Raw genomic sequence first — 18697 nt, forward strand, 5'->3', positions numbered from 1 at the left:
GACTGGTGCACAATCCCGCGTCTTGCGGGATTCGTCGATACAAGCCGAACGACGCAGCCGCTCCCGCCTGCCCGGAGAACGGCCTGTGCTGTGCCAGAAAGGGCGCTTCGTGGCCGATTCCGGCAACCCCAACGAGAACATTCCGTCCACTCAGGGCGAGGGCGACGCCGCTCCTGCCCCGGCCGAGGCGAAGACCTCGTACGACGCCAGCGCGATCACCGTGCTGGAGGGTCTGGACGCCGTCCGCAAGCGACCTGGCATGTACATCGGCTCGACCGGTGAGCGCGGTCTGCACCACCTCGTGCAGGAGGTCGTCGACAACTCGGTCGACGAGGCCATGGCCGGGCACGCGGACACCATCGACGTCACGATCCTCGCCGACGGCGGGGTGCGTGTGGTCGACAACGGCCGCGGCATCCCGGTCGGCATCGTGCCGTCCGAAGGAAAGCCGGCCGTCGAGGTCGTGCTCACCGTCCTGCACGCGGGCGGCAAGTTCGGCGGCGGCGGCTACGCCGTCTCCGGTGGTCTGCACGGCGTCGGTGTCTCCGTCGTCAACGCCCTGTCCACGCGGGTGTCCGTCGACGTGAAGACCGACGGCTACCGCTGGACCCAGGACTACAAGTTCGGTGTCCCGACCGCCCCGCTGGCGCGCAACGAGGCCACCGACGAGACGGGTACGAGCGTCACCTTCTGGGCCGACGGCGACATCTTCGAGACGACCGACTACTCCTTCGAGACGCTGTCGCGCCGCTTCCAGGAGATGGCCTTCCTCAACAAGGGCCTCACCCTCCGGCTGACCGACGAGCGCGAGTCGGCGAAGGCCACGGTCGGCGCGGACAGCTCGGAGGCGTCGGACGTCCCCGAGGAGGAGACGGCCCGCTCGGTCACGTACCACTACGAGAACGGCATCGTCGACTACGTCAAGTACCTCAACTCCCGCAAGAACGAGGTCGTTCACCCGTCGGTGATCGACATCGAGTCGGAGGACAAGGAACGGCTGCTGTCGGTCGAGATCGCCATGCAGTGGAACGCGCAGTACACCGAGGGTGTCTACTCCTTCGCCAACGCGATCCACACGCATGACGGCGGTACGCACGAGGAAGGCTTCCGCGCCGCGCTGACCTCCCTCGTCAACCGGTACGCGCGCGACAAGAAGCTGCTGCGCGAGAAGGACGACAACCTCGCCGGCGAGGACGTCCGCGAGGGTTTGACCGCGATCATCTCGGTGAAGCTGGGTGAGCCGCAGTTCGAGGGCCAGACGAAGACGAAGCTGGGCAACACGGAGGCCAAGACCTTCGTGCAGAAGATCGTCCACGAGCAGCTGTCGGACTGGTTCGACCGCAACCCCAACGAGGCCGCCGACATCATCCGCAAGGGCATCGCCGCCGCGACCGCCCGCGTGGCGGCCCGCAAGGCGCGCGACCTGACCCGGCGCAAGGGCCTGCTGGAGAGCGCCTCGCTCCCCGGCAAGCTCAGCGACTGCCAGTCGAACGACCCCACCAAGTGCGAGATCTTCATCGTCGAGGGTGACTCCGCGGGCGGCTCCGCCAAGTCCGGCCGCAACCCGATGTACCAGGCGATCCTGCCCATCCGGGGCAAGATCCTGAACGTCGAGAAGGCGCGCGTCGACAAGATCCTGCAGAACACCGAGGTCCAGGCGCTGATCTCGGCGTTCGGCACCGGGGTCCACGAGGACTTCGACATCGACAAGCTCCGCTATCACAAGATCATCCTGATGGCGGACGCCGACGTCGACGGCCAGCACATCAACACCCTGCTGCTGACGTTCCTGTTCCGCTTCATGCGCCCGCTGGTCGAGGCCGGGCACGTCTACCTCTCGCGCCCGCCGCTCTACAAGATCAAGTGGGGCCGCGACGACCACGAGTACGCGTACTCGGACCGGGAACGCGACGCCCTGGTCGCGCTCGGCAAGCAGAACGGCAAGCGGGTCAGGGAAGACTCGATCCAGCGCTTCAAGGGCCTCGGCGAGATGAACGCCGAGGAGCTGCGCGTCACCACGATGGACGTCGACCACCGGGTGCTCGGCCAGGTCACGCTCGACGACGCGGCGCAGGCCGACGACCTGTTCTCGGTGCTGATGGGCGAGGACGTCGAGGCGCGGCGCTCGTTCATCCAGCGCAACGCCAAGGACGTCCGCTTCCTCGACATCTGAGTCGGCCCTCCCAGCAAGCCGCAGCGCGAAAGGATTTTGACCAGCAATGGCCGACGAGAACACCCCTGTGCCCGTGACGCCCGAAGAGGTTCCGCCCGTCGAGGGCGTGGGCATGCGCGTCGAGCCCGTCGGGCTCGAGACGGAGATGCAGCGCTCCTACCTCGACTACGCGATGTCCGTCATCGTCTCGCGTGCGCTGCCCGACGTACGGGACGGCCTCAAGCCCGTCCACCGCCGGGTGCTGTACGCGATGTACGACGGCGGCTACCGCCCCGAGAAGGGCTTCTACAAGTGCGCCCGCGTCGTCGGGGACGTCATGGGTACGTACCACCCGCACGGCGACTCCTCGATCTACGACGCCCTGGTCCGCCTGGCGCAGCCGTGGTCGATGCGCATGCCGCTGGTGGACTCCAACGGCAACTTCGGTTCTCCGGGCAACGACCCGGCCGCCGCCATGCGGTACACCGAGTGCAAGATGATGCCGCTGTCCATGGAGATGGTCCGGGACATCGACGAGGAGACCGTCGACTTCCAGGACAACTACGACGGCCGCAACCAGGAGCCGACGGTCCTGCCGGCCCGCTTCCCGAACCTGCTGGTCAACGGCTCCGCCGGCATCGCGGTCGGCATGGCGACCAACATCCCGCCGCACAACCTGCGCGAGGTCGCGGCCGGCGCCCAGTGGTACCTGGAGAACCCGGAGGCCTCGCAGGAGGAGCTCCTGGAGGCCCTGATCGAGCGGATCAAGGGCCCGGACTTCCCGACCGGCGCCCTGGTCGTCGGCCGCAAGGGCATCGAGGAGGCGTACCGCACGGGCCGCGGCTCGATCACGATGCGCGCGGTCGTGGCGGTCGAGGAGATCCAGAACCGCCAGTGCCTGGTCGTGACGGAGCTTCCGTACCAGACCAACCCGGACAACCTCGCGCAGAAGATCGCCGACCTGGTGAAGGACGGCAAGATCGGCGGTATCGCCGACGTGCGCGACGAGACCTCCTCGCGCACGGGCCAGCGCCTGGTCGTCGTGCTGAAGCGGGACGCGGTCGCCAAGGTCGTCCTGAACAACCTGTACAAGCACACCGATCTGCAGACCAACTTCGGCGCCAACATGCTGGCGCTGGTGGACGGGGTGCCGCGCACCCTGTCGATCGACGCGTTCATCCGCCACTGGGTGACGCACCAGATCGAGGTCATCGTCCGGCGGACGAAGTTCCGGCTGCGCAAGGCCGAGGAGCGCGCGCACATCCTGCGCGGCCTGCTGAAGGCCCTGAACGCCATCGACGAGGTCATCGCCCTCATCCGGCGCAGCCAGACCGTCGAGATCGCCCGTGAGGGCCTGATGGGCCTGCTGGAGATCGACGACATCCAGGCCAACGCGATCCTGGAGATGCAGCTGCGCCGGCTGGCCGCGCTGGAGCACCAGAAGATCACCGCCGAGCACGACGAGCTCCAGGCGAAGATCAACGAGTACAACGAGATCCTGGCCTCGCCCGCGCGGCAGCGGCAGATCGTCAGCGAGGAGCTGGCGGCGATCGTCGACAAGTTCGGCGACGACCGGCGCTCCAAGCTGGTGCCCTTCGACGGCGACATGTCCATCGAGGACCTGATCGCCGAGGAGGACATCGTCGTCACGATCTCCCGCGGCGGCTATGTGAAGCGGACCAAGACGGACGACTACCGCTCGCAGAAGCGCGGCGGCAAGGGCGTGCGCGGCACGAAGCTCAAGGAAGACGACATCGTCGACCACTTCTTCGTGACCACGACGCACCACTGGCTGCTGTTCTTCACCAACAAGGGCCGCGTGTACCGCGCCAAGGCGTACGAACTGCCGGACGCCGGCCGGGATGCCCGCGGCCAGCACGTGGCAAACCTGCTGGCCTTCCAGCCGGACGAGCGGATCGCCCAGATCCTGGCCATCCGCGACTACGAGGCCGCGCCGTACCTGATCCTGGCCACGAAGGGCGGCCTGGTGAAGAAGACCGCGCTCAAGGACTACGACTCGGCGCGCTCCGGCGGTGTCATCGCCATCAACCTCCGCGAGACGGACCACGGTGCCGAGGGCACGGCCGACGAGCTGATCGGCGCGGAGCTGGTCTCCGCCGAGGACGATCTGCTGCTCATCAGCAAGAAGGCCCAGTCGATCAGGTTCACCGCCACGGACGAGGCGCTGCGCCCGATGGGCCGCGCGACCTCGGGCGTCAAGGGCATGAGTTTCCGCGACGGAGACGAACTGCTCTCGATGAATGTCGTCAGGCCCGGTACTTTCGTGTTCACTGCCACCGACGGCGGGTACGCGAAGCGGACCGCCGTCGACGAGTACCGCGTCCAGGGTCGCGGCGGCCTCGGCATCAAGGCCGCCAAGATCGTGGAGGACCGGGGCATGCTGGTCGGCGCGCTGGTGGTCGAGGAGAGCGACGAGATCCTCGCCATCACGCTCGGCGGCGGTGTGATTCGCACGCGAGTCAGCGAAGTCAGGGAGACGGGCCGTGACACCATGGGCGTCCAACTGATCAATCTGGGCAAGCGCGACGCCGTCGTCGGCATTGCCCGCAACGCCGAAGCCGGCAGCGAGGCCCATGAGGTGCACGGGCCGGACGACGCCGACGCCGAGGGCGGGACGACCGCGGCGGAGGCCGAGGCGGCCGCCGGCGGCACGGTCGACAGCAATGTCGAGGACACGTCGTCCTCGACCGGGGAGCACGAGGAGTAGAGCGTGAGTGGAGCCACGGGCGCCGGTTCGGCCGCTTCAGGAGCCGGAGGTAACGGTGCCCGTGGCCCCGCCACGGACTCCCAAGGGGGCACTGTGACGGATACGCGGGGCCCTCAGCCCCAGTACGAGGGTTACGCGACCGGGCCGCTGCCCGGCGAGCGGGAACCCGCACCGGGCCAGGCGGGCCCGTACCACCCGCCGCAGGCATACCCGTCGCCTCCGGGCGGTCAGGGCGGGACCCACGGCGGCGGCCGCTCCTACGGCGGCCCGCAGGGCGTGGGACCGGCCCAGACGGCCCGCAAGCCGCGGACCGGGGCGCGGACCACTCCGCGTACCCGCAAGGCGCGTCTGCGGGTCGCCAAGGCCGATCCGTGGTCGGTGATGAAGGTCAGCTTCCTGCTGTCCATCGCGCTCGGCATCTGCACGGTGGTGGCGTCGGCGGTCCTGTGGATGGTGATGGACGCGATGGGGGTCTTCTCCACCGTGGGCGGCACCATCAGCGAGGCGACCGGTTCCAACGAGGGCAACGGCTTCGACCTCCAGGCGTTCCTGTCGCTGCCGAGGGTCCTCGTCTTCACGTCGGTCATCGCCGTGATCGACGTGGTGCTGGCCACCGCGCTGGCGACGCTGGGCGCCTTCATCTACAACCTGTCGGCGGGCTTCGTGGGCGGCGTGGAGCTCACGCTGGCCGAGGACGAGTAGCCCGGCGGGTATCGATTTTGGGACTGGCCCCGACGTGCGCTAATCTTCAGAAGTCAGCGCGACGGAAAAGCGCGCGGCGGGGCTATAGCTCAGTTGGTTAGAGCGCATCCCTGATAAGGATGAGGCCACAGGTTCAAATCCTGTTAGCCCCACCAGCACGAAGGCCCTCCACCGGGAACGGTGGGGGGCCTTTGACATCTACGGCTGACATCAGCCGATCAGTGGATCTTCCAGAAGTTCCGCGAGCATCGTCACGGCCTCCCGCTCACCGTCGCCCACTACGTGGGTGTAGACATCCATCGTCATGCTGATCTGGCTGTGCCGCAGGATCGCTTGGGCGACCTTGGGGTGCACCTTCAGGAAGGCCAGCAGGGTGCCGCAGGTGTGCCGGGCGAGGCGGACCGTGATTCGGCGGACGCCGGCGCGCTTGACGAGCCGGTCGAAGCTGCGGGAGAAGCCCACCGGGTCGATCATGCCGCCGTGCTCGGAAGAGAAGATGAGGTCATGCTCTGGTTTCTGCGACCAGTGCTCACCGGCGATTTCTGTTCCAGCCCTTGCAGCTCCCGACGCTCCTCCAGGGCGCGGGCGCAGAACTCCGGCAGCGGAAGTACGGCATGAGTGCCGGCCGGAGCGTGGCGAGCGTCGTGGGGCTCCCATCCCGACCACCTTCGACCCAGGCAGAGCCGAGCAGTCGCGGCCCAGGGCGTCAAGGTCGTTCGTACAGTGGCGCGCTCCACCTTGACGCCCTGAACCACGCCCGCTCCACGGAGTGTGGGTCGAAGGCGGACGGGATGGGAGCTGGGGTGAGTGGTGGGAGGAGCTGGCGGGGCTAGGCAGGGAGGCTGCTAAGGTCCCGCAGTCCGTAACGTGAGAGAGGCAACTATGAATGAACTCCGACCGCTGGCCGTGTTCTTCGGGTACGTCTTCAGCTTGGCCGTTGTGGTTCTCACGCTGACTTGTGGCCTGCTCGTGGTGTCTCGTGGGCTCAGCGTTGAGTTCTGCCAGGCTCTTGCCCTACTTGCCCTAGCCCTCGTTCTTCTCTCAGCTTGCAACAAGGTTCTCACCGGCAAGTGGCACCGATGGTCTGGCAGCAAGGGCGCTCGTTAGCGCGCTGGACCTAGTACGTCAAGCCTGCCCACATCAATGACATCAGCGTCTGACAGCAACAGCAGCGGTCGGCGGCGTTCGCCAGCGAACCGTCGTGGCTGAGTCGGCAGGGCTTTTGGTGGGTCCACATGCCTCAGCAGTCATATGTGGTCGACCTGATAAGGATGAAGCCACAGGTTCAAATCCTGTTAGCCCCACCAGCACGAAGGCCACCTACTCAGTTGAGTAGGTGGCCTTCGGCGTACCCGGGTGCGGTCCGGGCCGGGCGGTTCAGCCGGTGGCCGTGCGCCGGAGGCGTCCGCGGACGGTCTCGGTGAGCGCGCCCAGGACGAACGCCTGGATCAGGGCGCTGAGGGCCACTCCGGCGACCAGGTACCAGACGGACGTGTCGTCGATGCCCCAGATCGCTTCGCCCAGCATGGCGAAGAGCAGGGAGGCGGGGGCGGTGACGAGGAACGTCCAGATCCCCACGATGCCGGGGTCTCCGATGGTCGCGGCGGCCACCTCGAACACGACGGTCGCGGCGACGATGCCGAGGTAGATCGCGGAGGCGGGATTGCCGAAGGTCAGGCGGAGCAGGGCGCGAGCGTGCATGGATTCCCCCGGTGTGCGGTGCGGTGCTGTGTGCTGTGGTGCCGCTCATACTCGCCGTGCGGCCGGGCGTCGGGCGTGAGTACGAGTACTCATCCCGGCGGGTGTACGTGCCGGGGCGCACGGGAAAGCCCCCGTCCGGTGGCTACCGGTCCGGGGGCTCAAGAGGATCAGCGGTGGCGCTGTCACGGTGGCAGGAGCGATGCGTCCTGCTCCGGGGCGCCGTGCGAGGAGCGGGCGGTGCCGGTGGTGTTCACGGCGTTCGCGGCGTCCACGGACAGATGCCGGGTGGCGGGTGAGGAGCCATGGGCCTCGGCGCGGATGCGCTGCTTCATGGTGGGCGGCAGTGCCCGGTCACGCGGAAGGGTCCATCGGACCGAAGGGCCGGCAGCGGTTGCGCGGGCGGCGGGCGTGTGTACGGGGGTCGTCGCCGCCGGCTCCGTGTTCGTGTGCGTGGATTCCGCGGCGGCGGCGGTGGAGCCGGCGAGGCCCAGCGACGCGAGGAGGGCGAAGAACGCGGTGATGAAGGCGGTCCAGATGCTCTTGGCCGTGACGGTGCTCATGGCCCCTCACTTTCAGGTGGTCCGGTTTGCTTACCTTTCCGATGATGTGGATCAGGGCCCCGATTTCATGGATCGACGCCGCGGATGCGCCGATCTTCAGATGAACACCACTCGTATGGTTCAACCGGCCCTTCCCGGCTCCCGGCGGGTGCCCTCCGCGGCCACAGGAGGGGGACGCATACAAGGGCGCGGACCGCACGTCCGCAGGCGCCGATTGGGTTGCGGGGAGGTCACCGGTCGATATCGGCCGGTGTGTATAGTCGGGCGGCAGAAGTCCCCTACGCCAACGAAAGACGAGGTCGCGCGGTGAAGAAGCTTCTCCTGGTCGCACTGGCCGCCATCGGCGGGCTCCTCGTGTACCGCCAGATCCAGGCGGATCGCGCCGAGCAGGATCTGTGGACGGAGGCGACCGACTCCGTGCCCGCAGGTTCGGGTGTCTGAGACGGAACAGCTTGGTACGAGCCCCGGTCGCTGAAGCGGCCGGGGCTTCGTGCTGTTGCGGGACCGTGACGGCTGTGCTCATGGGTTCGCTTCCGTGAACCAATGGCTTGCTTGAGCAAACTCCGGGCGCGGGCCGACAGCACGATGGGTGCCGGCCGACAGCACGATTCGGTTGCCGCCGCAGACAGTGGTGGGGCGGGAGGGGCAGGATGGGCCGTCGTTGCGGCTGTGGGCGCGGGGCGCCGCCCCGGCCGTGTTTCCGGCCGTGTTCGATGTGTACGTGATGGCTGCGCGGCAGCCGCGGGGATGACGAGGGGAAGCGCGTGATGAGGCGGCGCAGCAGGGTGCGGGGGGCGCTGGCGGCGGTGGCGGCGGTGTTCGCGGTGGCGGCGCTGCCCGGACAGGTGTACGCGGCCGGTGAAACGGGAACGTACGCCTTCGATCCGGACGCCGACACGGTCACGGGCGAGGAGGTCAGCGCCGACGCGGTGGCCCTGCGGCCGGACACCGTCTACCGGAGCGCGATCTCGGGCAACCAGAAGCTCTACTACCGGCTGAACCTGGACGCGAAGACGAACGCGTATGTCTCCGCGGTCGTCGTGCCGAGGGGCGGCGGCAGCGTGGCGTACGGGGACGGCGTCGCGATCAGCATCCGGAACAGCTCGGACGACGAGTGCAGTTCGCAGGACGCCGTCTTCGGGTCCGCGCAGTATCCGCGCCCCATATCCGCCTACGCCTCCCGGCGGATCGACAAGGACGGCAGCTGCCAGGAGGCCGGTACGTACTACGTGCTCGTCGAGCGGGAGAGCAAGGCGACGTCCGACCAGGGGGAGTGGGACCTGGAACTGCGTTACGTCTCCGAGCCGGCCCTCGCGAACCCCTCGTCCGAGCCGACCGACGCCCCGACGTCCTGGCCCTCCGCCTCGCCGCCGCCGCCCGCCGCGGCCGCGGACAACACCCGGCACGGGGGCGCCGGTTACTACGACGCCACGAGCATGGAGGCCGGGGAGTGGAAGGACCGGATCGAGCCGGGCCAGACCCTCTTCTACCGCGTCCCGGTGGACTGGGGGCAGCGGCTCTTCGCCACGGCCGGGCTGAGCAACAGCACCTCCGCGAAGAACCCGTACGTCAGCAGTGCGCTCGCGATGTCGCTGGAGAACCCCGCGCTCGGGCACGTCACCGCGGTTTCGCCGATGTCGTACTCGGGAAAGCCGACCTCCGCCTCCTTCGACCCGCTGCCCCCGGTGGCGTACGAGAACCGGTACGACTCCAGCGACGACATCGGTGGCATGAGGTTCGCCGGCTGGTACTACCTCTCCGTGTCGCTGAGCCCCCAGATCGCCTCGGCGTACGGCGACAAACCGATCACGCTGACGCTTCAGATCAGTGTCGAGGGGGAAGCGGGCGAGTCGCCGTACAAGGGTGACGCCGGGATCTTCGCCGTGACGCAGGACGACAAGGACGCGGCGCGCAAGGGGCGGAGCGGCGCACAGGCGGCGGCCGGCGCCGACAGCGACAGGATGAAGGTCGTCGCGGCGGCCGGGATCGGCACCGGCACGCTGCTGGTGCTCTGGCTCGGCGTGTGGACGCTGGTCGCGCGGCGCCGCGCGGCAGTCGTGCCCGCCGCCCCGGTGAACGCCGGACCGTATCCGTACGGGGGACCGCCCCAGGCCTGGTGACCGGGCCGGGGCGGCCGCCCTCAGATCCGGGTCAGCGCCCAGATGCCCACGGCGAAGCAGACCAGCGCCACCAGCAGGACCGGGACCGCCACCTTCGGGGACGGTCCCGGCCGCGTTCCGGCACGGGGCGCCGGCTCCGGTGCCTGGGCCTGGAAGGGGGCTCCTTGCTGCGGGGCGGTGTAGGGGAGGGTGTACGCGGCCGGCGCGGGGGCCGGATAGCCGTACGGGGGCGCGGGGGCGGCGGTTTGCGGAGCGTGCGGCGCGGGAACGGCCGGCTCGGGCGGCGGAAGGTGGAAGCTGCCCGTCTCGGACATGGCGGCGGTGGACCGGGTCTGCGAGGAGGGCGTCGGGAGGTCCGGCGCGGGGGTCGGCGCGGGCGCCGGTGCGGGGGTCGGTGCCGTGGGCCCGGGCGCCACGGGCCCGTCCGGGCCGAACCCCTCGGGCAGCGGGCCGATCTGGTCGAAGACCTCCACCAGCTCCTCGGTGCCCGTGGGCTCGGGCAGCATCTCCACGGCGGCCGTCAGCGCCTTGCGCGCCCCGGTGGCGGTGCGGAAACGGTTCTGGGGGTCCGGCTGCAGCAGCCCCGCGATGACTTGCCACAACGGCTCCGGGACGCCGTCGGGCGCGCTCGGCGTACCGTGCTCGGCGAAGTGCTCGATGAGCTCCTGGGAGTCGGGTTTGGTGCCCTGCAGCAGATAGAGGGCGACGAGGCCGACCGCGAAGAGGTCCGCCGGGAAGTCGGGCTCCGCTCCCATCATCTGCTCGGGCGCGAAATAACCCAGCGTCCCCACCACGTAGTTCGTCTCGGTGAGCCGGGGCTCGCCCTTGCGCATGGAGATGCCGAAGTCGGACAGCCGCAGATGCGGGCGGCCCCGGCCGGTGGCCTCCAGCAGGATGTTGGCGGGCTTGATGTCACGGTGCACGACGCCCTCGGCGTGCACGGTCGAGAGGCCGGACAGCAGCTGGTCGAGCAGGGTGCAGACGAATCGTGGGGGCAACGGGCCGTAGTCGCCTATGACATGGGCGAGTGAGCCGCCGCTGACGAGGTCCATGGTGAACAGGACCTTGTCGTCGTCGGCGGCCCAGCTGGCCGGTGCCAGGACGTGCGGATGCTCGATGCGCAGCGCCTGTTCACGGACGAAGCGGAGCAGCGTGTGCGCGTCGCTCTGCTGGAGGACCTTGGCCGCCACATAGCGGCGGCGGCGGTGGTCCCAGGCGCGCCAGACGGCACCGACCCCACCGCGCCCGATCGGATCGACCAGTTCGTACCGTCCGGCGAAGACCTCACCCATGACGCTGCGCCCGCTCCCCGTTCCTGTTCCGGCCCGTGCCCCTGTACCGCTCGGGGTCTAGCTCTGGTGGCTCTCGTAGTGCGCCACCGCTTCCGCGGTGCGCCCCGCCCCGTACACCCGGAGGAACTCTGCCAGTTCCGGGTGGGTCGGGGCGAGGGAGTCCGCCGCATCGATGATGTCACCGGCGGCCGCGACCGAGCGCAGCAGCGACTGGATCTCCCGGACCACCCGGCGCACGGTGGGTGCCCCGCCGGTCGAGGTGGTCTGCCCGGTGGCGGAGAGCACCGAGCCGCCCTGGGACTTCTTGATCTCCTCCATGCGGGCCGCGGCCTCGCCGGCGCTGACGCTGCCGTCGGCGACCTGACCGGCCAGTTCCTGGAGGGCCTGCACGCGCTGAACGACCGCCGGGTTGCCGATCTTCGCGCGCTGACCGCTCATGAGCTGGGAGAGCATGGGAGCGGAGAGTCCGAGGGCCGCGGCGAGCCGGGCCTGATTGAGTCCGAGATCGTCGATCAGCCGGCGGAAGAGCGCGCCCAACGGCTCTCCGTACCAACTGCGCTGGAGGTCTCTGGCTCTGGCCGTCGCCTCTTGTTGCGCTGCATCCATTGCGTCTCCCCTTCGCATCGGCTTCGCTGCTGCGAACCTCGACCAGCATCTTACGGAGCGTGGTTGCGCACGGGGAGTCCCCGTATTTTTGCAGGAATACGGGGGTGAGCCGGTATTCTGTTCTGCGGCGGTGGCCGAACGTCGAGGCGTTCAGGGCTGCGTGCTGTCGGGGCCTTAGCTCAGTTGGTAGAGCGCTGCCTTTGCAAGGCAGATGTCAGGAGTTCGAATCTCCTAGGCTCCACATCCCCAGAGCTCCCCCGACCTGCGGAAACGCTGGTCGGGGGAGCTCTTTGCATATGCCGGGGACGAAGTACGCGCCGGTCGACGGGGTCCCGTCGGTGAACGCGGTCGCCCGCGCCGGCGGAGCCGGTCGGCCGCGAGGATCAGGGACGCTCGTCGGGGTCCGTGCCGCCCACGCCGTCCGGGCCGTCCTCGCCGGCCGCCTCGGCGTCGGCCTGCTTGGCCTCGACCTCGGGGTCCAGGAGCGACGAGGAGTGCGGGCTGCCGTCCACGGAGGACAGCGGGGCGCGCTCGTCGACCTCGGTGGGGGCCGGCGGCTCCACCAGCCACTCCGGGTTGGCCTGCTTGTCCCACCAGCGCCAGGCGGCGTACCCGGCGATCGCGAGGACCCCGGTCACGGCCACGCCCTTGAACGCCATGCCGAGCCGGGCCCGCCGGTGCTGCTTGCGGGCGAGCTTGCGGATCTGCTCGGCCGTGACCTGGCCGCGCAGGGCGGCGACCGCGGCGGCGCTGCGGGCCGCGGCCTCCTCGGCCACCGGCTGGGCGGCGGCCATGGCGCTCTCGATGCGCGGGACGGTGTAGTCCGCGGCGCTGCGGGCGGCCCGGCGGGTCTGGAGGGCGGCGCGTGCGGCCACCTCGTCGACCTTCGGGGGCACGTGTGTGCGGGCGAGTTCGATACGGGGGGCGACGTGTGCGCCGTACTGGACACGGGCCTGCGCGGCTGCCTTCGACACCTTCGGCGCCAGCAGGGTGCGTGCTTCGTGCGCGTAGTGAACGGCCTGTTCCCTGGCGCTGTCGGCGTAGGGCGCCACCACGTCCGCGGCGTGCTGCACGCTGTCCCTCGCCGAGTCGGTTGCGGCACGCACGCTGTCGATGCGGGTCACGGGATTCCTCCTCCTTGGTGGCGGGTAAGTACTCCGCCTTTCCACCCATTTCGAAATCATGCCTGCGTGAGGCCGGTGCGGCACGTGGAGTGGGCATCCGGGGTACGGGGCGCGCAAGGGATGTCTCGGGTCATCCGGGGCAAGGGGAGCCTTCGCCGACCATGCCACGCTTCCGTCCGCTCCGCCCCGGTTCGGCGCGCACCCGGCGGCACGGTTCACACGGGGGCGGCGCGGGAAGCCGCCCGGCGCTCGCCTCGGGCGCCGCCGGGGCGCCCCGTGCAAGGATCGGGGTGTCGGGACCGGACCGGTTGCGGGGCGGGCCGACGCGCGGCACGGCCGCGCAGAGCACACGTGCAGACTCACGGAAGGCAGATCGTGGCCGAAGAGCTTTACGCCACCTTGAAGACCAACCAGGGCGACATCGAGATCCGGCTGCTGCCGAACCACGCTCCCCAGACGGTCAAGAACTTCGTCGAGCTCGCCAACGGGGAACGGGAGTGGGTCCACCCGGCGACCGGCGCGAAGACCACGGACCGGCTGTACGACGGCACCGTCTTCCACCGCGTGATCAGCGGCTTCATGATCCAGGGCGGTGACCCGCTGGGGAACGGCACGGGCGGTCCGGGCTACAAGTTCAAGGACGAGTTCCACCCCGATCTCGCCTTCAACAAGCCGTACCTGCTCGCCATGGCGAACTCGGGCCCCGGCACCAACGGCTCGCAGTTCTTCATCACGGTCTCGCCCACGGCCTGGCTGACCGGCAAGCACACCATCTTCGGCGAGGTGACGAACGAAGCGGGCAAGCGGGTCGTCGACGCCATCGCGGAGACCGAGACCAACGCGCGCACCGACCGGCCGGTGAAGGACGTCGTCATCGAGTCGGTCGTCGTCGAGAAGCGCTGAGCGCCTTTCGTCACCGCCCGGTCACTCTCCGGTCGCATGTTCGGGGAACCAACCGCCCCGCTCGTCCGTATCTCATGACAGAACGGACGCGCGGGGCGGTGCCTCGTGTGTCCCGCCCGCCGACGGGGACCGTACGAGAAGGACCGCAGGACGAGGACCGAGGGGACCGGAAGCCATGGGACCGATGGACCAGCAGCCGCCCGGCGCGTCCGGACCGCCCCCGCCCGTGGAGGGCCCGGCCGTCTGCTACCGCCACCCGGACCGGCCCACGGGTGTCCGGTGCGTGCGGTGCGAGCGGCCCATCTGCCCGGAATGCATGATCGGCGCCTCGGTCGGCTTCCAGTGCCCGGACTGCGTCCGGCAGGGGTCCGGTACGGGCCACGGCGCGACCGCCGCCCGGCCGCGCACGCTGGCCGGTGGCGTCGTCGCGGACGACCCCCGGCTGATCACCAAGGTCCTGATCGGGATCAACATCGCGGTGTTCATCGCGGCGGCGATGGACAAGGCGCTGCTCGACGACCTGATGCTGCTGGGCCGGGCCATCGTCCATGACTACGGGCCCGTGGAAGGCATCGCCGAGGGCCAGTGGTACCGGCTGGTCACGGCGATGTTCCTGCACGAGGAGCCGTGGCACATCGCGTTCAACATGCTGGGGCTCTGGTGGCTGGGCGGCCCGCTGGAGGCGGTGCTGGGCCGGGTCCGCTATCTCTCGCTCTATCTGCTCTCGGGGCTGGCGGGGAGCGCTCTGACGTACTGGCTCGCGGCGCCGAACCAGCCCTCGCTGGGGGCCTCGGGTGCCGTCTGGGGCCTGCTGGGCGCCACCGCCGTGCTGATGCGCCGGCTGAACTACGACATGCGCCCGGTCTTCGCGCTGGTCGCGCTCAACCTGGTGATCACCTTCAACCCCTGGGGCGGGATCGCCTGGCAGGCGCACATCGGCGGACTGATCGCGGGGGTGCTGATCGGGATCGGGATGGTGCACGCCCCGCGTGAGCGGCGGGACCTCGTGCAGTTCGGCACCTGCGCCGCGGTCCTGGCGGCCACCGTCGTGATCGTGGTGGCCAGAACCGCCGCACTGACCTAGGGCGCGCTGCGGGCAGCGCCGCTCCGGATACCGGCGCGGGCATCGTTGTGGATCGTTTGTGACCGAAGTTGTCCACAGGATTCCACAGCGTGATCCCGATCTTGTGCATAGTGCGGGCACAACTGTGCCCCTTGTCCCTGAGCTGGGTTTTTCCAGACAGGACAAGGGGCGTACCGACCGGGGGCGAGCCCGGCCGCAGTCACACCGGCGTCAACGGCCTGTGAGTTATCCACAGATCGTCTGACCTTTTCCCCCGCCTGTGGATAACGCTGTGGGTAACTCAGGGCAGGGGTTGTGCGGCGATGCCGCTCCGTGGTCTACGCGATGAGCGCGGAGGCTACTTCCACTGGGTGGAGACGCCGAAACCACCGGCGATGAAGCCGAAGCCCACGACGATGTTCCAGTTGCCGAGCGAGGGGATCGGCAGGTCGCCGTCGGTCACGTAGAAGACGACGATCCAGGCCAGGCCGATCAGGAACAGCGCCAGCATCACGGGCGCCACCCAGCTACGGCTGGTCAGACTTATGTTGGTCGCCTGCTTCGCCGGAGGCGGCGTGAAGTCGGCCTTCTTGCGGATACGTGACTTCGGCACGAGGAACTCTCCTGTCGATGCGCTGCGTGACCGCGCAGGGATCTCTGGCTGGCGCCGGGGCGGGCGCGAGGGGGAATGTGGCCTCTCCCGGACGTCCGTTAGCGTAGTCCTTCCGTGGCACCGAAGGAGATAAGGGTACGTTGAGCAATTCTGCCGACTCTCCCGCCGGCCCGGTCCGGAGCCCCTTCCGGCACCCGGCCAGAGTGCTCACCGCTGCCGTTTTCGCCCTCGCCGGTCTGATCTTCGTAACCAGCGCGAACACGGCCAAGGGCACCAATATCCGTACCGACGCCTCGCTCCTCAAGCTCTCCGACCTCATCCAGCAGCGCAGCGGCAAGAACGCGGCCCTGGAGGAGTCCGCCGCCTCCGTGCGCGGGGACATCGACCGCCTCGCCCAGCGCGACAACGGCAGCACCAAGGCGGAGGCCGCCCGGCTCAAGGCCCTGGAACGGACCGCCGGCACCACGAAGCTGACCGGCAGCGCCGTGTCCGTCACGCTGGACGACGCCCCGCCGAACGCCACCGCGAGCCCCGGCTACCCCGATCCGCAACCCAACGACCTGGTCATCCACCAGCAGGACCTCCAGGCGGTCGTCAACGCCCTGTGGCAGGGCGGCGCCCGCGGCATCGAGGTCATGGACCAGCGGCTGATCTCCACCAGCGCCGTGCGCTGCGTCGGCAACACCCTGATCCTCCAGGGCCGCGTCTACTCACCCCCGTACAAGATCACCGCTGTGGGGGACCCCGGCGCGCTGCGCAAGGCGCTCGACGCCTCGCCGGCGATCCAGAACTACCTGCTGTACGTGAAGGCGTACGGGCTCGGCTGGGACGTGGACGAGCAGGGTTCGGTGACCCTCCCCGGCTACTCGGGCGCGGTGGACCTGCACTACGCGGAGCCCGTGGAGTAGCCGGCGGCCGGGCCCGGACGGGCGGCCCGCGAGGTTTTCCACAGCCGACCCGCGCCGGGCCCCGCGGCCTTTAGTCTGGTCCCGTACCGAATGGAGGGTCTGATGTACAGCTGGATCTGGCGCCATCTGCCGGGCAATGTGTGGGTGCGTGCGTTCATCTCGCTCGTGCTCGCCCTGGCCGTCGTCTATGTGCTGTTCCAGTACGTCTTCCCGTGGGCGGAACCGCTGCTCCCGTTCGGTGACGTGACGGTGGACGGCGCGAGCGCGGCGACGGGGGCCGGACGATGAGCGCCCGCATCCTGGTCGTCGACAACTACGACAGCTTCGTCTTCAACCTCGTCCAGTACCTCTACCAGCTCGGCGCCGAGTGCGAGGTGCTGCGCAACGACGAGGTGACCACCGCCCACGCCCAGGACGGGTTCGACGGCGTCCTGCTCTCCCCCGGCCCCGGCACCCCGGAGGAAGCGGGCGTCTGCGTCGACATGGTGCGGCACTGCGCGGCCACCGGCGTTCCGGTCTTCGGCGTCTGCCTGGGCATGCAGTCCATGGCCGTCGCGTACGGCGGTGTCGTCGGCCGCGCCCCCGAACTGCTGCACGGCAAGACGTCCCCGGTGCTCCACGAGGGCACGGGCGTGTTCGCCGGACTGCCCTCGCCCTTCACCGCGACCCGCTACCACTCGCTCGCTGCCGAACCGGACACGGTCCCCGCCGAACTGGAGGTCACCGCGCGGACGGCGGACGGCATCATCATGGGCCTGCGCCACCGGGAGCTGGCCGTCGAGGGCGTGCAGTTCCATCCGGAGTCGGTGCTCACCGAGCACGGCCATCTGATGCTGGCCAACTGGCTGGTGCGCTGCGGGGACACCGGAGCCGTCGAGAGGTCGGCGGGGCTCGCTCCGGTGGTGGGCAAGGCCGTCGCGTGACCCCACCCCGCCACGGAGCCGGGGCCGGGCAGGACGACCCGCACGATGCGCGGGCGTACGAGGACCCGGCCGCGTTCGAGGCGGCGGCGCACGGGCTGTCGGACCCGTTGAACGACCCGCTGCCCGGACCGGGGCCCTTCCCCCCGCGGCAGCAGGCGCCGTACGGCCTCCAGGGCGCTCAGGAGGGCCCGCAGGAGTGGTACGACCCGGAGGGCTACCAACGGGACTGGTACGGCCACCAGGAGCCCGTGCAGCGGCCTCCGGCGGGCCCGCAGCCCCCGGGCGGTGGACCCGCCGAGCCGCCCACGGAGGTGTTCCACCGAATAGACCCGTACGAACCGTATGAACCGTACGAAGCGGCCGCATCGGCGCCCCGCCCGGAGCCCGACGCGTACACCGGGACCGACGAGCTCGGGGACGTACCCGACACCGGCGCTCCTGGTACGCCCGCGCCGCCCGCCGGCGGCCGTGCCGAGCGTAGACGGGCCGCCAACGCCAAGGGGCGCGGCCGGCGCCGCCCCGCGCCCCGGCCGGACGCCGCCGCGGCGGACGGGGCCCCGGCGAAGCCCATGACCCGCATGGAGGCGCGCCGCGCGGCCAAGGCCGCCAAGGACAGTCCCGCGGTCGTCATCAGCCGGGGCATCGGCGAACTGTTCATCACACTCGGCGTCCTGATGCTGCTGTTCGTCACCTACCAGCTGTGGTGGACGAATGTGCGCGCCGACCAGATCGCCGGGCGCGAGACGCACAAGATCCAGGACAACTGGGCCAAGGGCGGCAGCAAACCCGACGCATTCGAGCCGGGGCAGGGCTTCGCCATCCTCCACATCCCCAAGCTCGACGTCGTCACGCCGATCGCCGAGGGCATCAGCAAGGAGAAGGTCCTCGACCGGGGCATGGTCGGCCACTACAGCGAGGAACCGCTGCGCACGGCGATGCCCTCGGACAAGCAGGGCAACTTCGCGCTGGCCGGCCACCGCAACACGCACGGCGAGCCGTTCCGCTACGTCAACCGCCTGCGCCCCGGCGACCCGATCGTCGTCGAGACGCAGGAGGCGTACTACACCTACGAGATGACGCGCACTCTGCCGCAGACCTCGCCGTCCAACGTCTCCGTCATCGGCCCGGTGCCGCCGCAGTCCGGCTTCACCAAGCCCGGCCGGTACATCACATTGACGACGTGTACGCCCGAATTCACGAGTACGTACCGTTTGATCGTCTGGGGCAAGATGGTCGACGAACGGCCGCGCAGCAAGGGGAAGCCCGACGTGCTCGTGGACTGAACGGGCTCGACGCCATGAC

At 69.6% G+C, this 18697-nt stretch carries 18 protein-coding genes and 2 tRNA genes; 13 read left to right on the plus strand and 7 right to left on the minus strand.

Features of this window, described 5'->3' with window-relative positions:
• Positions 1–85 precede the first annotated feature (85 nt).
• The 4 genes from gyrB (at position 86) to OG710_RS13845 (ending at position 5737) form a co-directional block, all read left to right on the plus strand.
• On the plus strand, positions 86–2173 hold the full coding sequence (gene gyrB / locus OG710_RS13830) for a DNA topoisomerase (ATP-hydrolyzing) subunit B (RefSeq protein WP_330239608.1): 2088 nt from the start codon (positions 86–88) through the stop codon (positions 2171–2173).
• A 46-nt stretch (positions 2174–2219) separates the two neighbouring features.
• Entirely contained in the window at positions 2220–4880 is a 2661-nt protein-coding gene (gyrA, locus tag OG710_RS13835; RefSeq protein WP_111329693.1) for a DNA gyrase subunit A, read from the plus strand.
• A gap of 93 nt (positions 4881–4973) precedes the next feature.
• A complete protein-coding gene (locus OG710_RS13840; protein WP_330239609.1) occupies positions 4974–5582 on the plus strand; it encodes a DUF3566 domain-containing protein in 609 nt (202 codons plus the stop codon).
• A gap of 78 nt (positions 5583–5660) precedes the next feature.
• A tRNA-Ile gene (locus OG710_RS13845) sits at positions 5661–5737 on the plus strand.
• A 55-nt stretch (positions 5738–5792) separates the two neighbouring features.
• On the opposite strand, the gene OG710_RS13850 is transcribed toward OG710_RS13845, so the two are convergent.
• The 3 genes from OG710_RS13850 to OG710_RS13860 all read right to left on the minus strand — a co-directional run bounded on the left by OG710_RS13850 (position 5793) and on the right by OG710_RS13860 (position 7843).
• Positions 5793–6239, minus strand: a complete 447-nt coding sequence (locus OG710_RS13850; protein WP_330239610.1) for a tyrosine-type recombinase/integrase — start codon at positions 6237–6239, stop codon at positions 5793–5795.
• Positions 6240–6959: 720 nt separating this feature from the next.
• Positions 6960–7283 carry an SCO4225 family membrane protein gene (locus OG710_RS13855; protein ID WP_330239611.1) on the minus strand — a complete coding sequence of 108 codons (324 nt, stop codon included), beginning with the start codon at positions 7281–7283 and terminating at the stop codon, positions 6960–6962.
• A gap of 182 nt (positions 7284–7465) precedes the next feature.
• On the minus strand, positions 7466–7843 hold the full coding sequence (locus OG710_RS13860) for a DUF6344 domain-containing protein (protein ID WP_330239612.1): 378 nt from the start codon (positions 7841–7843) through the stop codon (positions 7466–7468).
• A gap of 306 nt (positions 7844–8149) precedes the next feature.
• Here OG710_RS13860 and OG710_RS13865 point away from each other — a divergent pair, with 306 nt between their 5' ends.
• Both OG710_RS13865 and OG710_RS13870 read left to right on the plus strand, forming a co-directional pair.
• Complete coding sequence (locus OG710_RS13865; RefSeq protein WP_003958712.1) at positions 8150–8284, plus strand: DLW-39 family protein; 135 nt, start codon at positions 8150–8152, stop codon at positions 8282–8284.
• Positions 8285–8610: 326 nt separating this feature from the next.
• Complete coding sequence (locus OG710_RS13870; RefSeq protein ID WP_443064253.1) at positions 8611–9963, plus strand: hypothetical protein; 1353 nt, start codon at positions 8611–8613, stop codon at positions 9961–9963.
• A gap of 20 nt (positions 9964–9983) precedes the next feature.
• Here OG710_RS13870 and OG710_RS13875 read toward each other — a convergent pair whose 3' ends face one another.
• Both OG710_RS13875 and OG710_RS13880 read right to left on the minus strand, forming a co-directional pair.
• On the minus strand, positions 9984–11255 hold the full coding sequence (locus OG710_RS13875; protein ID WP_330239613.1) for a serine/threonine-protein kinase: 1272 nt from the start codon (positions 11253–11255) through the stop codon (positions 9984–9986).
• A 57-nt stretch (positions 11256–11312) separates the two neighbouring features.
• Positions 11313–11861, minus strand: coding sequence for a helix-turn-helix domain-containing protein (locus OG710_RS13880; RefSeq protein ID WP_111329705.1), 549 nt, complete (start codon positions 11859–11861; stop codon positions 11313–11315).
• Positions 11862–12029: 168 nt separating this feature from the next.
• Between OG710_RS13880 and OG710_RS13885 the strand changes: the two genes are divergently transcribed.
• Positions 12030–12102: transfer RNA gene (locus OG710_RS13885), tRNA-Ala, on the plus strand.
• 142 nt (positions 12103–12244) lie between these two features.
• Here the strand turns inward: OG710_RS13885 and OG710_RS13890 are convergent.
• Entirely contained in the window at positions 12245–12985 is a 741-nt protein-coding gene (locus tag OG710_RS13890) for a DUF5324 family protein (protein ID WP_330239614.1), read from the minus strand.
• Positions 12986–13360: 375 nt separating this feature from the next.
• Between OG710_RS13890 and OG710_RS13895 the strand changes: the two genes are divergently transcribed.
• Entirely contained in the window at positions 13361–13888 is a 528-nt protein-coding gene (locus tag OG710_RS13895) for a peptidylprolyl isomerase (protein ID WP_330239615.1), read from the plus strand.
• A 184-nt stretch (positions 13889–14072) separates the two neighbouring features.
• Complete coding sequence (locus tag OG710_RS13900; RefSeq protein ID WP_330242243.1) at positions 14073–14972, plus strand: rhomboid family intramembrane serine protease; 900 nt, start codon at positions 14073–14075, stop codon at positions 14970–14972.
• Between the two features lie 337 nt (positions 14973–15309).
• On the opposite strand, the gene crgA is transcribed toward OG710_RS13900, so the two are convergent.
• On the minus strand, positions 15310–15564 hold the full coding sequence (gene crgA / locus OG710_RS13905; RefSeq protein ID WP_111329713.1) for a cell division protein CrgA: 255 nt from the start codon (positions 15562–15564) through the stop codon (positions 15310–15312).
• A gap of 140 nt (positions 15565–15704) precedes the next feature.
• Here crgA and OG710_RS13910 point away from each other — a divergent pair, with 140 nt between their 5' ends.
• The 4 genes from OG710_RS13910 to OG710_RS13925 all read left to right on the plus strand — a co-directional run bounded on the left by OG710_RS13910 (position 15705) and on the right by OG710_RS13925 (position 18678).
• Positions 15705–16472, plus strand: coding sequence for a DUF881 domain-containing protein (locus OG710_RS13910; protein ID WP_330239616.1), 768 nt, complete (start codon positions 15705–15707; stop codon positions 16470–16472).
• A gap of 102 nt (positions 16473–16574) precedes the next feature.
• A complete protein-coding gene (locus OG710_RS13915; RefSeq protein ID WP_111329717.1) occupies positions 16575–16760 on the plus strand; it encodes a hypothetical protein in 186 nt (61 codons plus the stop codon).
• Positions 16757–17395: an aminodeoxychorismate/anthranilate synthase component II gene (locus tag OG710_RS13920; protein WP_111329718.1), complete on the plus strand. Its 639-nt coding sequence runs from the start codon at positions 16757–16759 to the stop codon at positions 17393–17395. The genes OG710_RS13915 and OG710_RS13920 overlap by 4 nt, the downstream gene beginning before the upstream one ends.
• Positions 17392–18678: a class E sortase gene (locus OG710_RS13925; protein WP_330239617.1), complete on the plus strand. Its 1287-nt coding sequence runs from the start codon at positions 17392–17394 to the stop codon at positions 18676–18678. The genes OG710_RS13920 and OG710_RS13925 overlap by 4 nt, the downstream gene beginning before the upstream one ends.
• The last annotated feature ends 19 nt before the right edge of the window (positions 18679–18697 follow it).

Origin of the sequence: Streptomyces sp. NBC_00525, assembly GCF_036346595.1 — a bacterium.
In the GTDB taxonomy this organism is placed as follows: domain Bacteria; phylum Actinomycetota; class Actinomycetes; order Streptomycetales; family Streptomycetaceae; genus Streptomyces.